The organism is Paraburkholderia sp. A3BS-1L, from assembly GCF_051125215.1.
In the GTDB taxonomy this organism is placed as follows: domain Bacteria; phylum Pseudomonadota; class Gammaproteobacteria; order Burkholderiales; family Burkholderiaceae; genus Paraburkholderia.
The window spans coordinates 1,875,177-1,888,445 of the sequence record NZ_CP120442.1; the positions used below are offsets into that span (position 1 = coordinate 1,875,177).

The 13,269-nt window shown below is 64.3% G+C and carries 12 protein-coding genes; 5 read left to right on the top strand and 7 right to left on the bottom strand.

Features of this window, described 5'->3' with window-relative positions:
• Positions 1-15: 15 nt before the first annotated feature.
• Positions 16-927 carry a LysR family transcriptional regulator gene (locus P5W99_RS08440; RefSeq protein WP_421024102.1) on the bottom strand — a complete coding sequence of 304 codons (912 nt, stop codon included), beginning with the start codon at positions 925-927 and terminating at the stop codon, positions 16-18.
• A 200-nt stretch (positions 928-1,127) separates the two neighbouring features.
• On the opposite strand from P5W99_RS08440, the gene gcl reads away from it, so the two are divergent.
• The 4 genes from gcl (at position 1,128) to lysM (ending at position 5,896) form a co-directional block, all read left to right on the top strand.
• Positions 1,128-2,912, top strand: coding sequence for a glyoxylate carboligase (gene gcl, locus P5W99_RS08445; protein ID WP_421024103.1), 1,785 nt, complete (start codon positions 1,128-1,130; stop codon positions 2,910-2,912).
• Between the two features lie 106 nt (positions 2,913-3,018).
• Complete coding sequence (gene hyi / locus P5W99_RS08450) at positions 3,019-3,816, top strand: hydroxypyruvate isomerase (protein WP_421079546.1); 798 nt, start codon at positions 3,019-3,021, stop codon at positions 3,814-3,816.
• A gap of 54 nt (positions 3,817-3,870) precedes the next feature.
• Positions 3,871-4,764 (top strand): 2-hydroxy-3-oxopropionate reductase, encoded by an 894-nt coding sequence (locus P5W99_RS08455; RefSeq protein WP_421024105.1) that lies wholly within the window; start codon positions 3,871-3,873, stop codon positions 4,762-4,764.
• Positions 4,765-5,395: 631 nt separating this feature from the next.
• Positions 5,396-5,896, top strand: coding sequence for a peptidoglycan-binding protein LysM (gene lysM / locus P5W99_RS08460; protein WP_035526137.1), 501 nt, complete (start codon positions 5,396-5,398; stop codon positions 5,894-5,896).
• Between the two features lie 83 nt (positions 5,897-5,979).
• Here lysM and P5W99_RS08465 read toward each other — a convergent pair whose 3' ends face one another.
• From P5W99_RS08465 to P5W99_RS08490, 6 genes are all read right to left on the bottom strand, one after another.
• On the bottom strand, positions 5,980-7,011 hold the full coding sequence (locus tag P5W99_RS08465; RefSeq protein ID WP_421024106.1) for an asparaginase: 1,032 nt from the start codon (positions 7,009-7,011) through the stop codon (positions 5,980-5,982).
• 91 nt (positions 7,012-7,102) lie between these two features.
• Positions 7,103-8,029: a CysB family HTH-type transcriptional regulator gene (locus P5W99_RS08470; RefSeq protein ID WP_421024107.1), complete on the bottom strand. Its 927-nt coding sequence runs from the start codon at positions 8,027-8,029 to the stop codon at positions 7,103-7,105.
• A 95-nt stretch (positions 8,030-8,124) separates the two neighbouring features.
• Positions 8,125-9,180 carry a sulfate/molybdate ABC transporter ATP-binding protein gene (locus P5W99_RS08475; protein ID WP_421024108.1) on the bottom strand — a complete coding sequence of 352 codons (1,056 nt, stop codon included), beginning with the start codon at positions 9,178-9,180 and terminating at the stop codon, positions 8,125-8,127.
• A gap of 2 nt (positions 9,181-9,182) precedes the next feature.
• Positions 9,183-10,193, bottom strand: a complete 1,011-nt coding sequence (gene cysW, locus P5W99_RS08480; RefSeq protein ID WP_421024109.1) for a sulfate ABC transporter permease subunit CysW — start codon at positions 10,191-10,193, stop codon at positions 9,183-9,185.
• A complete protein-coding gene (gene cysT, locus P5W99_RS08485; protein WP_421024110.1) occupies positions 10,190-11,098 on the bottom strand; it encodes a sulfate ABC transporter permease subunit CysT in 909 nt (302 codons plus the stop codon). The genes cysW and cysT overlap by 4 nt, the downstream gene beginning before the upstream one ends.
• A gap of 158 nt (positions 11,099-11,256) precedes the next feature.
• A complete protein-coding gene (locus P5W99_RS08490) occupies positions 11,257-12,300 on the bottom strand; it encodes a sulfate ABC transporter substrate-binding protein (RefSeq protein ID WP_421079549.1) in 1,044 nt (347 codons plus the stop codon).
• A 312-nt stretch (positions 12,301-12,612) separates the two neighbouring features.
• Here P5W99_RS08490 and lexA point away from each other — a divergent pair, with 312 nt between their 5' ends.
• Positions 12,613-13,263 (top strand): transcriptional repressor LexA, encoded by a 651-nt coding sequence (gene lexA / locus P5W99_RS08495; protein ID WP_035526115.1) that lies wholly within the window; start codon positions 12,613-12,615, stop codon positions 13,261-13,263.
• Positions 13,264-13,269 lie beyond the last annotated feature (6 nt).

Here is a 13,269-nt window from a genome sequence, read left to right on the forward strand (position 1 = left end):
ATCAGGGGTCTCCGATCAGGCCACGCCGCTCCAGTACCCTGGCCGCGCGTAGACCTCTTTCAGGTAATCGATGAAATAGCGCACCCGCGCCGGAACGTAACGTTGCTGCGGGTACACGGCGAGGATGTCGTAGTCGGGCAGCGCGTACTCGTCGAGCACCGTCTCCAGTTCGCCGCGCGCGAGCTGCGCATCGATCTCCCACGTCGAGCGCCAGCCGAGCCCAAGCCCCTCGGTGACCCAACGGTGCAGCAGCTCGCCGTCGTTGCAGTCGAGCGTGCCGCCCACGCGCACGGTTGCGAGCTTGCCGTTGCGGCTGAAATACCAGCCGCGGTTCTGGCCGCCCTGCAGATTGAAGGCGAGACAGTTGTGATTCGGCAGGTCTTCGAGCGTCTTCGGCTTGCCGTGCTTGCGGAAGTATTCTGGCGTGCCGCACACCACGCGCCGGTTGGTGGCGAGCTTCACCGCGACGAAATTCGGGTCCACCGACCCGCCGATGCGAATCGACAGGTCGTAACCCTCGCGCACCAGATCGACCACGCGATCGGTCAGGTTGAACGAGACCTGGAGCTCGGGTTTGTCGGCGAGAAATGCGGGCGCGAGCGGCGCCACGTGCTTGCGCCCGAAGGCTGCCGGCGCGGAGACGATCAGATGCCCGTTGACCACGCGCCGCCCGGCGGACAGCTCGTTTTCGGCCTGCTCCCACTCCAGCAGCAGGCCGCGGCAACGCTCGAGGAACGCGCCGCCCTCCTCGCTGACCACGAGCCGCCGCGTCGAGCGGTACATGAGTTTCACGCCGAGGCGTTTTTCGAGCGCGTCGATGCGCCGCCCGAGTATCACCGGCGAGACGCCCTCGGTCAGCGCGGCCGCCGCAAGGCTGCCCGCGTCGGCCACGCGCACAAAGGTTTCAATCTGCTTGAAGCGGTCCATGCCTGCTCTCCTGTCCCATGCCGCGCCCCGCAAGCGCCGCCCACGGCGATTCCATACTTTTTGTTTCGGAATAAACGACCTGGGCTGATCTTATCAAACCTTTCTAGCGCGCCTAAAGTGAGCCTCAACCGTCGTATCCAATGCCCGCCATCCCCATGGCGCAGCCCCTCAAAGCATTAGCAACATTCAGGAGACTTTTCATGGCCAAGATGAGAGCCGTCGACGCAGCCGTTCTGGTGCTCGAAAAAGAAGGCATCGACACCGCCTTTGGCGTGCCCGGCGCTGCAATCAACCCCTTCTACTCGGCGATGAAAAAAGCCGGCGGCATCACCCATGTGCTCGCCCGCCACGTCGAAGGCGCTTCGCACATGGCCGAAGGCTACACGCGCGCCAACGCCGGCAACATCGGCGTTTGTATCGGCACCTCGGGCCCCGCGGGCACCGACATGATTACGGGCCTGTACTCCGCTTCCGCCGACTCGATTCCTATTCTCGCGATCACTGGTCAGGCACCGCGCGCACGCCTGTACAAGGAAGACTTCCAGGCTGTCGACATCGAGTCGATCGCCAAGCCCGTCACGAAGTGGGCCGTCACCGTGCGTGAGCCGGCACTCGTGCCGCGCGTGTTCCAGCAGGCATTCCACCTGATGCGCTCGGGCCGTCCGGGTCCGGTGCTGGTCGACCTGCCGATCGACGTGCAGCTCGCCGAAATCGAATTCGACATCGACACCTACGAGCCGCTGCCGGTCTACAAGCCGCAAGCCACGCGCAAGCAGATCGAAGCTGCGATCGAACTCCTCAACGCCAGCGAAAAGCCGCTGATCGTCTCGGGCGGCGGCGTGCTCAACGCGGCAGCCGAAGACCTGCTCGTGCAGTTTGCGGAAATCGTGGGCGTGCCCGTGATCCCGACGCTGATGTCGTGGGGCGCGATCGCCGACGACCATCCGCTGATGGCCGGCATGGTCGGTCTGCAGACGTCGCATCGCTACGGCAACGCGACGATGCTCGCATCGGACTTCGTGCTCGGCATCGGCAACCGTTGGGCGAACCGCCACACGGGCAGCGTCGAGGTCTACACGAAGGGCCGCAAGTTCGTGCACGTCGACATCGAACCGACGCAGATCGGCCGCGTGTTCGGCCCGGATCTCGGCATCGTTTCGGACGCCAAGGCTGCGCTCGAACTGTTCGTCCAGGTCGCGCAAGAGTGGAAGGCTGCTGGCAAGCTCAAGGACCGCAGCGCGTGGGTCGCCGACTGCCAGGAACGCAAGCGCACGCTGCAGCGCAAGACGCACTTCGAAAACACGCCGATCAAGCCGCAGCGCGTGTACGAAGAGATGAACAAGGTGTTCGGCCGCGACACGTGCTACGTGAGCACGATCGGTCTCTCGCAGATCGCAGGCGCCCAGTTCCTGCACGTCTACAAGGCGCGCAACTGGATCAACTGCGGCCAGGCAGGCCCGCTCGGCTGGACGATTCCGGCAGCGCTCGGTGTGCGCGCAGCCGACCCGTCGCGCCCCATCGTGGCGCTCTCGGGCGACTACGACTTCCAGTTCATGATCGAAGAACTGGCAGCCGGCGCACAGTTCAAGCTGCCGTACGTCCACGTGCTCGTGAACAACTCGTACCTCGGCCTGATCCGCCAGGCACAGCGCGCGTTCGACATGGACTACTGCGTCCAGCTCGGCTTCGAAAACATCAATGCGCCTGAAATGAACGGCTACGGCGTCGATCACAAGACCGTGGTCGAAGGCCTCGGCTGCAAGGCGCTGCGCGTGTTCAAGCCGGAAGAAATCGAGCCGGCGCTCAAGCAGGCGCAGGCCATGGCCGCCGAATTCAGCGTGCCGGTGGTGGTCGAAGTGATTCTCGAGCGTGTGACGAACATTTCGATGGGCGCCGAGATCGACGCGATCAACGAGTTCGAAGAGCTCGCCGAGAAGCCGGAGCACGCACCGACGGCTATCACGCCCCTGAGTGCACTCGACTAAGTCGAGCGCATTGAGCCGAGCATCACCCCAGCAGGCCGCGCGTCGAGTATCGGCGCGCCGCCTGCCTGATTCCTTTTTTACTGACCGACCAGCGAGACCCAGCACCATGCCAAAATTCGCCGCGAATCTCACCATGCTATTCAACGAAGTGCCGTTCCTCGACCGCTTTGCCGCGGCAGCCGAGGCGGGCTTCGATGCTGTCGAATTCCTGTTCCCGTATCCGTTCAAGGCCGAGGAACTGGCCGAGCGCCTCGCCGCGCACAAGCTCAAGCTCGTGCTGCACAACCTGCCCGCCGGCAACTGGGAAGGCGGCGAGCGCGGCATTGCCTGCCTGCCCGATCGCAAGGGCGAGTTCAAGGAAGGCGTCGGCCGTGCGATCGAGTACGCCCGTGCGCTGAACGTGCCGCAACTGAACTGCCTCGTGGGCATCCCCACGGCAGGCATCGATCGCGACACCGCGCTTGCAACCATCGTTGAAAACCTGAGCTACGCCGCGGGCGAGCTCAAGCGCGAAGGCATCCGCCTGCTCGTCGAGCCGTGCAATTCGTACGACATCCCGGGCTTCGCGCTGAACCGTTCGGCCGAAGCGCTCGACGTGATCGCAAAGACCGGCTCGGACAATCTGTTCCTGCAGTACGACATCTATCACATGCAGCGCATGGAAGGCGAGCTCGCCGCGACGATCAAGAAACACTTCGCGAAGATCGCCCATATCCAGCTCGCCGACAACCCTGGCCGCAACGAGCCGGGCACGGGCGAGATCAATTACCCCTTCCTGTTCGATCTGCTCGACTCGCTCGGCTACGAAGGCTACATCGGCTGCGAGTACAAGCCGCGCACGACGACCGTCGAAGGCCTCGGCTGGCTGCGCAGCGCGCAGCAACGCGCGGCTGAACTCGCCTGACCAGGTCGCGTCGACCCCACATCGAACCGCATTCGACTCAACGGAGACATACAGATGGCAAAGATTGGTTTTATCGGCCTCGGCATCATGGGCTCGCACATGGCCCGCAACCTTCTGAAGGGCGGCCACGAACTCGTCGTGAACGGCAAGTTCCCGGTACCTGAAGACCTCAGCAAGCAGGCCACCGTGGTGGCCGACTCGACCGCTGTCGCGCAGGCTTCGGACGTCATCATTCTGATGGTGCCGGACACCCCCGACGTCCAGAAGGTGCTGTTCGCCGATGACGGCGTCGCCAAGGGCCTCTCGGCCGGCAAGCTCGTGATCGACATGAGCTCGATCTCGCCGATCGAAACGCAGGAGTTCGCCAAGCAGATCAACGCGCTCGGCTGCGACTACCTCGACGCACCGGTTTCGGGCGGCGAAGTCGGCGCGCGCGAAGCGACGCTCACGATCATGGTGGGCGGCCCGGAGAAGTCGTTCGAACTGGCCAAGCCGCTATTCGCGCTGATGGGCAAGAACATCTCGCTGATCGGCGAGAACGGCGCAGGCCAGACGACCAAGGTCGCGAACCAGATCATCGTCGCGCTGAACATCGAGGCCGTGGCGGAAGCCCTGCTGTTCGCCGCACGCTCGGGCGCCGATCCGGAGCGCGTTCGCAAGGCCCTGATGGGCGGTTTCGCTGCATCGCGCATTCTCGAAGTGCACGGCGAGCGCATGACCAAGCGCACGTTCGATCCGGGCTTCCGCATCGAACTGCACCAGAAGGACCTGAACCTCGCCATCGACGGCGCACGCAAGCTGGGCATCGCCCTGCCGCATACCGCCAGCGCACAGCAACTCTTCAGCGTGTGTGCAGCAAACGGCGGCAAGGCATGGGACCACTCGGCAATGGTCCGCGCGCTCGAGATCATGGCCAACTTCGAAATCACCGAAGGCAAGAAGGCGTAAAGCAAAACCGCTCGAGTCGCTCGCGCGACTCGAAAGCGGCTTGATCGAGTTGTTCCGCAGATGAGGCATTGCACGCCAATGCACACAGCACCCGCGCGCAATGCCTCGCTGAGATTGGGCAGTCGCCTGGCAATGGCCAGGCAGCAACGGCCAGACAACTACCAGGCAGTAACCAGGCAGTTGGCAACATCCAGATTCAGGCTGGCGCGCACGGAACGCGACGGCCACAGGTGGGGCGCTTCGTGGTGGCGGCAACCATCGCGAAGCAAATCGAGGCCGCTCTGGGCTGAGGGCGGCCAGTGGGGTCCGAAAGCGGCACTCGGTGACGGCGGGGAAGCCTTGGTCGGTCAGACGTCATCACCGGGTGTCCGCCTGTCGGATTGCGACACACTTCATCAGCCGTCACGCGTTCGGCGCACCAGCGCTCCCTTTGCTCCACGCACTCCCCGCCCTGCTCTCGCGCAACGCCTGCCGCGCGCTTCACACTCTTTAACGCTCGAACGCTGGACGTCCTCGCACCTGCGTTTCTAGAATCGTGCTTTCATCCGTCTGTCACGCAGACGGCGCAAGGTGGACCCGCTACCCGCTGCGTGGCTACCCAATCAATCCCAGCACGTGAGGAGTGTGATCGATGGGCATCATCAACTTCATCAAGGAAGCCGGCGAAAAGCTGTTCGGCGCAGCCGCCGCTCCGGCCCAGGCCGCAGAAACCGCAGCTGCGCCGGCTGCGAATCTCGCCGATCTGAACCAGAAGGCCGGCGATGCGATCGCCGCCTACATCCGCTCGCAGGGTCTCGACGCCGACAACCTCGGCGTGACCTATGACGGCGTTTCGCACACGGTCACCGTCACGGGCAATGCCGTTGACCAGGCAACCAAGGAAAAGATTCTGGTGGCCGCCGGCAATGTCCAGAACGTGGACAAGGTCGACGACCAGATGAGCGTGACGAATCCGGCGCCCGAAGCGCAGCACCACACCGTGGTCTCGGGCGACAACCTCTGGAAGATCGCCGAGAAGTACTACGGCAGCGGCGCGAAAAACGACGTCATCTTCCAGGCGAACACGCCCATGCTCAAGAGCCCGGACAAGATTTACCCCGGCCAGGTGCTCGTGATTCCGCCGCTGCAATAAGGCGCTCGGCTGAAAAAAGACGGGCCTTGCGGAGCAATCCGCAAGGCCCGTTTGCATGGTTCCTGTCGTTTAGCGCTTATCGCTCAGTACGTATCGAACACGCTTTGCAACGCGGCCTTCCCGCTCGTGCCCGCCGCAAGCGCGAGCATCAGCAGCACGCGCGCCTTGTACGGGTTCAGCGTGCCCGCCGAGACGAAGCCGAGCGCATCGTCCTTCGCCGCACCGTTGTGCATCACGTGTCCCGACCCCACGCGCGACGCGCGCACCACGGCAACCCCGCGCGCCGCCGCCTCGGCAAGCGCCTGCTGCAGCGTGGTGTGAATCGAGCCGTTGCCGGTGCCGGCCACGACGATGCCGCGCACGCCTGCGCTCACGAGAGCGTCAACGGCGATGCGCGTGGCGCCCGCGTAGCTCGTGACGATCTCCACCTGCGGCCATTGCCCATCTGCATTGAAGGGCGCATCCACGGTATGGGCACGCAGCGCGCGCCGCTGGAATTCCACGCGCCCGTCCTGCACCCAGCCCAGCGCGCCGATCTCGGGCGACTGGAACGCATCCACCGCATAGGTGCTGATCTTGATGACGTCGCGCGCGCAATGGATGCGGTTATTGAATGCCACCAGCACGCCCTGCCCGGTCGCCTGGCCGCTCGCCGCGAGCGCCACGGCATTGAGCAGGTTCAGCGGACCGTCGGCGGAGAGCGCCGAGGCGGGCCGCATGGCCGCCGTGAGGATCACGGGCTTGCGGCTCTTCATCGTGAGATGCAGGAAATAAGCGGTTTCTTCGAGCGTATCGGTGCCATGCGTGATGACGACGGCATCGATGTCGTCGTCTGCGAGCAACCCGTTCACGCGTTGCGCGAGCGCGCTCCAGAGGGCGAACGACATGTCTTTACTGTCGACGCTCGCGATCTGCTCGGCCTGGATCCGCGCGAGCGCGTCGAGACCCGGGACGGCCGCCAGCAGCTGCGCCACGCCGATCACACCGGCCTGGTAGCCGGCGGTATTGGCCGCGTCGGGCGCGGAGCCCGCGATGGTGCCGCCAGTGGCCAGCACGGCGACGCGCGGCAGCGACGGAGCGCCGGGCGCGTATTGGGGAGAAGTGGGCGTATTCATGGCCGCGATTCTAAGCGAATCGCCGCCGGCCCAGAAATAGACAGAAGACCGGAGAACGACCGGGCCAGACGATCCGGATGATGCCCCTGTTTCAAACCGCCTCGCGCAACTGGCTCGCGATCTGCTGTTCGTTGAGCTGCGGCGCGAACATTTCAATCAGCTTGTAGGCGTACTGGCGCAGGAAGGCGCCCTTGCGCAGGCCCACGCGCGTCGTGCTGGCCTCGAACAGATGCTGCGTGGCGAGCGCCACGAGTTCGCTATCCCGCTTGGGGTCGTAAGCCATCGCGGCCACCACGCCCACGCCCATGCCCAGTTCGACGTAGGTCTTGATCACGTCCGCATCGATGGCGGTCAGCACCACGTCCGGCATGGTGCCGGCCTTCGCGAACGCCTGATCGATATGGGAGCGGCCCGTGAAGTCCTGGTCGTAGGTGATGATCGGGAACTCGGCGATCTCCTCGAGCGTGAGGTTCTCGCGGCCCACGAGCGGATGCGTCTTCGGCACGACCACCACGTGATGCCACGAATAGCAAGGAAACGTCACGATATCGGGGAAGCGGTCGAGCGCCTCGGTCGAGATGCCGATATCGGCCTCGCCGTTGATGATCATCTGCGCAATCTGCTGCGGATTGCCCTGGCGCATCGCGAGATGCACCTTCGGAAACACTTCGCGGAACTGGTGCACAACCTTGGGCAGCGCGTAGCGCGCCTGCGTGTGCGTCGTGGCCACGACGAGATGGCCGCTGTCCTGATCGGCAAACTGGCGCGCCGCGCGGCGCAGGTTCTCGGCGTCGAGCAGCATGCGCTCGATCAGCTGGTGCACGGCCTTGCCCGGCTCGGTGAGGCCCGTGAGGCGCTTGCCGCGGCGAATGAAGATATCGACGCCGAGTTCGTCCTCCAGATCCTTGATCTGCTTCGAGACGCCCGACTGCGACGTATAGAGCACGTTCGCCACTTCGGTCAGGTTCATGTTCTGCCGGACGGCTTCACGCACGAAACGCAACTGCTGAAAATTCATGTTCTTCTCTCCTGAACCGCCAACCGCGCTTTCGTCGATTAATGTGTCGACTAATTCGGCGATCAATCGGTCAATTATTCGTTATGCGCCGGCCATCAGGCGGGAAACACGCGCAGCCCGCGCGGCACCGCTGTCACGCCGTCGCCGGGCGCGAGACTCAGCGCGCGCCAGGTTTCGCGATCGAGCTGCGCCTCGAGCACGCCGCCCGCACGGCTTTCGAGTTCCACGCGCACCGCGCCGCCGAGCGTCACCACACGGCGCACGTCCACGACGAGGCCGTCGCGATGTGCGTCGGCATCGCGATGCAGCACGATATCGTGCGGCCTCACGTAGGCGAGCGCCGGACCTTCGAAGCCGGCCTGCACCGCGATCGGCTGCGCCGCGCCGTCGGCCACGAAGCCTTGCACGCCGACTCGCCCATGCAAGCGGTTCGCCGCGCCGAGGAACTCGTAGACGAACGCCGACTGCGGATGATCGTACACGTCCTGGGGGCTGCCGACCTGCTCCACATGCCCATGATTCATCACGACGATGCGGTCGGCCACTTCGAGCGCTTCCTCCTGGTCGTGCGTGACGAAGATCGTCGAGATGTGCAGGTCGTCGTGCAGGCGCCGCAGCCAGCTGCGCAACTCCTTGCGCACTTTCGCGTCGAGCGCGCCGAACGGCTCGTCGAGCAGCAGGACTTTCGGCTCCACGGCGAGCGCGCGGGCCAGCGCGATGCGCTGGCGCTGGCCGCCGGAAAGCTCGGACGGATAGCGCTGCGCGAGCCAGTCGAGTTGCACGAGCTTGAGCAGCTCATGCACTTTCTTGCGGATCTGCGCTTCGGAGGGACGCTCGTTGCGCGGCTTCACGCGCAGCCCGAACGCCACATTCTCGAACACGGTCATATGGCGGAACAGCGCGTAATGCTGGAACACGAAGCCCACCTGGCGCTCGCGTGCGCCAACCATCTCCACGTCCTGCCCCTGGAGCACGACCTGGCCTTCATCGGCATATTCGAGCCCGGCGATCACACGCAGCAGCGTGGTCTTGCCGCATCCGGAAGGCCCGAGCAAGGCGACCAGCTCGCCCGCCGGAAAATCGAGCGAAACATGGTCGAGCGCGGTGAAATCGCCGAAACGCTTGTGCAGATTACGAACGATGATGCCCATCTTTAGCCCTTTCCCTGTTCAAGCGTCCGGCGCAACGCGCGGGTGTGTTGTTGTGGGTGTTGTTGTGTACGTCGTTGGCCAATCACTGCGCCTTGAGGCGCGGCCGCACTGCGCGTGGCCGGCGGTCCCGCGAGCGCCGGCACGTCGCCGGTATCGCGCAGCTCCGCAGACATGTGGCGCTCCGCCAGCAGCTTGAGACCCAGCGTAACGAGCGCGAGCAACGCAAGCAGCGAAGCCACGGCGAACGCGGCCGCGAAGTTGTATTCGTTGTAGAGGATCTCCACGTGCAAGGGCATCGTGTCGGTCTGGCCGCGAATGTGTCCCGACACCACCGAAACCGCGCCGAATTCGCCCATCGCGCGCGCATTGCAGAGAATCACGCCGTACAGCAGACCCCAACGGATGTTCGGCAACGTCACGCGCCGGAACATCTGCCAGCCCGACGCGCCCAGCACGTGCGCGGCCTCTTCCTCGTCGGTGCCCTGAGCCTGCATCAGCGGAATCAGTTCGCGCGCGACGAACGGGAACGTCACGAAGATGGTCGCGAGCACGATGCCCGGCACCGCGAAGATGATCTGCACATTGTGGTCCGCAAGCCAGGGGCCGAGCCAGCCCTGCGCGCCGAACAGCAGCACGTAAATGAGCCCTGAAATCACGGGTGAAACCGAAAACGGCAGGTCGATCAGCGTGGTGAGCAACGCCTTGCCGCGGAACTCGAACTTGGCGATCGTCCACGATGCCGCGAGGCCGAACGCCAGATTGAGCGGCACGGCGATCGCGGCGGTGATCAGCGTGAGCTTGATCGCGGCGAGCGCATCGGGGTCGGCGAGCGATACGAAATAGAAGCCGATGCCCTTGCTCAACGCCTGCCAGAACACGGCCACGAGCGGCACGGCCAGAAACAGCGCGAGAAACGCCAGCGCAATGCCGGTGAGGAGCCAGCGCACCCAGGGCGCTTCCGTTACGGAATTGGGACGTCCTGCATCGCGGACCCGCGTACTTGCTGCACTCATTGCGCCTCTCCTCCAACACCCGCGTGCATCGGGTTCGGCACACGCGAGCGCGACACGCCGCGCGATGCCCGGCGGCTCGTGCGCCGCTGCAAATACCATTGCAACGTGTTGATGAGCAGCAGCATGACGAACGACACGCACAGCATCACCACAGCCAGCGCCGTAGCGCCCGCATAGTCGTATTGCTCGAGCTTCGTGATGATGAGCAGCGACGTGATTTCCGACTTCATCGGCACATTGCCCGCGATGAAGATGACCGAACCGTACTCGCCCAGCGCGCGCGCGAATGCGAGCGCAAAACCCGTAAGCAGCGCAGGCAATGCCGCCGGCAACACCACGCGGCGAAACGTGAGCCAGCGCGACGCGCCCAGGCAGGCGGCGGCCTCTTCCTGCTCGCGCTCGAACTCCTCGAGCACGGGCTGCACGGTGCGCACGACAAACGGCAGGCCAATGAACGTGAGCGCCACGAGCACGCCAAGCGGCGTAAACGCGATCTTGAGGCCGAGCGGCTGCAGGAACTGGCCGATCCAGCCGTTGCCCGCATACACGGCGGCAAGCGAGATCCCCGCCACGGAAGTCGGCAGTGCGAACGGCAGATCGACGAGCGCATCGATCACGCGCTTGAACGGGAACGTGTAGCGCACCAGCACCCAGGCGAGCAAGAACCCGAACACCGCATTGATGAGCGCTCCGCCAAGCGCGGAGAAAAATGTGAGGCGGTACGACGCGAGCACGCGCGGCGACGCCACCGCGCGCACGAGCTGCGCCCAATCGAGCGTCGCGGTCTTGAGGAACGTGGCCGCAAGCGGAATGAGCACCACGAGGCTCAGATACGCCACCGTGATGCCGAGCGTCACGCCGAATCCCGGCAGCGCGCCTGGCTTCTGTAATCGAAACGTCGTCATGCTCTATCTCTTCACATGGGTTGCGCGGAGCACCTCTCGTCATACGATACATGCGGGGCGCCGCGGCTAAAGACGCGCCTCGTCGGGCGCGCCTTGTTTTTGGCGTTGCTTGCTACTGCGTATTGCCGTCGGCTTACTACGGCCGGCTTACGGCCGGCTTATTGCGGCTGATAAATCGAATCGAACACGCCGCCATCGGCGAAATGCGTCTTCTGCGCCTTGGCCCAGCCGCCGAACGCCTCGTCGACCGTGTAAAGCTTGAGCTTCGGGAACTTCGCCGTGATCGCCGCCGGCACCTTGTCCGAGCGCGGACGATAGAAGTTCTTCGCGGCAATCTCCTGCCCCTTCTCGCCATAGAGGAACTCGAGATACGCCTGCGCCACCTTGCGCGTGCCGTGCTTGTCCACGACCTTGTCGACCACCGCAACCGGCGGCTCCGCGAGAATGCTGGCCGACGGCACCACGATCTCGAACTTGTCCGGCCCGAACTCCTTAACCGAAAGGAATGCTTCGTTTTCCCAGGCGATCAGCACGTCGCCGATATCGCGCTGCACGAAGCTCGTGGTCGCGCCGCGCGCGCCCGAGTCGAGCACGCCTGCGTTCTTGTAGAGCTTCGTGACGAAGGCCTTCGCCTTCTGGTCGTTGCCGCCCGGCTGGTGCGCCGCATAGGCCCACGCCGCGAGGTAATTCCAGCGCGCGCCGCCCGAGGTCTTCGGATTGGGCGTGACGATCGAGACGCCGGGCTTCACGAGGTCGTCCCAGTCCTTGATGCGCTTCGGATTGCCCTTGCGCACGAGAAACACGACGGTCGAGGTGTATGGCGAGGCGTTGTCGGGCAGACGCATTTGCCAGTCCTTCGCGATCAGCCCTTTATTGGCGAGTGCGTCGATGTCCCAGGCGAGCGCGAGCGTCACAACGTCGGCCTGCAGTCCGTCTAGCACCGAGCGCGCCTGAGCGCCGGAACCGCCGTGCGACTGCTTGATGGTGAGCGTCTCGCCGCCTTTCGCCTTCCACTCCTTGATAAAGGCTTCGTTGATGTCCTGATACAGCTCGCGCGTGGGATCGTAGGAGACGTTGAGCAGCGCCGTGTCCGCATGCGCCGCCGGCGCGAAGGCCGCCATGCCGACGAGCGGCGCCACGCCGATCAGCAGTTTCGCCGCCAGCGTCCTGAACCATGCGTGCCCCGTAATGCCTTGTTTCATCCACTTTTTCTCCGTGTCGTCGTGCGCATTCGTGCACTTTCGTGCGTTCTCGCGTGCCATGCAGCAATCGATGGAGGCCAGTCTAGCGATCGGCTTACATTATTAAAAATGATGTTTTCTCATTTTTTAATACGTAAAAGTGGTAAGGACGGAGGAATTGGGCGCTTGCGCCTGTTTTGCCGGTGGTTGCGTCCGTCGGGGAAGGGAAAGCGCCGTCGCGACGCCGTGCGGATGACAAAGTTCAAGTAACACTTGAAAAGCGGCGAGTACTGTATAAAAATACAGTCACCTGTTCAAACATACAGTAGCGCCATGACCAAACTCACCGCACGACAGCAGCAGGTTTTCGATCTGATCCGCCGCGCGATCGAGCGCACCGGCTTTCCGCCCACGCGCGCGGAAATCGCCGCCGAACTGGGCTTCAGTTCGGCGAACTCGGCGGAGGAACATCTGCGCGCGCTGGCGCGCAAGGGCGTGATCGAGCTGGCTGCGGGCGCTTCGCGCGGCATCCGCCTCGTGCCCGGTCCGGGCGATCTGCCGCATCAATTCACGCTGCCGCACGCGGGCCTCATGCAGCTCTCGCTGCCGCTCGTGGGCCGCGTCGCGGCGGGTAGTCCGATCCTCGCGCAAGAGCACATTTCGCAGAACTACACCTGCGACCCCGCGCTCTTTTCGAGCCGGCCCGACTACCTGCTCAAGGTGCGCGGGCTGTCCATGCGCGACGCGGGCATCCTCGACGGCGACCTGCTCGCCGTGCAAAAAAAGAGCGAAGCGAAGGATGGCCAGATCATCGTGGCGCGTCTTGGCGACGACGTCACCGTGAAGCGCCTGAAGCGGCAGCGCAACGGCATCGAGCTGATCGCGGAGAACCCTGACTACGAGAATATTTTCGTCGCGGCCGGCAGCGCGGATTTCGCGCTCGAAGGCATTGCCGTTGGTCTGATCCGTCCCACCGAATTCTGATAATTC

What these genes read in the sequence shown, in the direction of transcription:
- P5W99_RS08470 (WP_421024107.1), bottom strand. Translation starts at nt 8,029, where the DNA reads ATGAATTTTCAGCAGTTGCGTTTCGTGCGTGAAGCCGTCCGGCAGAAC.
- hyi (WP_421079546.1), top strand. Translation starts at nt 3,019, where the DNA reads ATGCCAAAATTCGCCGCGAATCTCACCATGCTATTCAACGAAGTGCCG.
- cysT (WP_421024110.1), bottom strand. Translation starts at nt 11,098, where the DNA reads ATGACGACGTTTCGATTACAGAAGCCAGGCGCGCTGCCGGGATTCGGC.
- P5W99_RS08455 (WP_421024105.1), top strand. Translation starts at nt 3,871, where the DNA reads ATGGCAAAGATTGGTTTTATCGGCCTCGGCATCATGGGCTCGCACATG.
- lexA (WP_035526115.1), top strand. Translation starts at nt 12,613, where the DNA reads ATGACCAAACTCACCGCACGACAGCAGCAGGTTTTCGATCTGATCCGC.
- gcl (WP_421024103.1), top strand. Translation starts at nt 1,128, where the DNA reads ATGGCCAAGATGAGAGCCGTCGACGCAGCCGTTCTGGTGCTCGAAAAA.
- P5W99_RS08440 (WP_421024102.1), bottom strand. Translation starts at nt 927, where the DNA reads ATGGACCGCTTCAAGCAGATTGAAACCTTTGTGCGCGTGGCCGACGCG.
- P5W99_RS08475 (WP_421024108.1), bottom strand. Translation starts at nt 9,180, where the DNA reads ATGGGCATCATCGTTCGTAATCTGCACAAGCGTTTCGGCGATTTCACC.
- cysW (WP_421024109.1), bottom strand. Translation starts at nt 10,193, where the DNA reads ATGAGTGCAGCAAGTACGCGGGTCCGCGATGCAGGACGTCCCAATTCC.
- lysM (WP_035526137.1), top strand. Translation starts at nt 5,396, where the DNA reads ATGGGCATCATCAACTTCATCAAGGAAGCCGGCGAAAAGCTGTTCGGC.
- P5W99_RS08465 (WP_421024106.1), bottom strand. Translation starts at nt 7,011, where the DNA reads ATGAATACGCCCACTTCTCCCCAATACGCGCCCGGCGCTCCGTCGCTG.
- P5W99_RS08490 (WP_421079549.1), bottom strand. Translation starts at nt 12,300, where the DNA reads ATGAAACAAGGCATTACGGGGCACGCATGGTTCAGGACGCTGGCGGCG.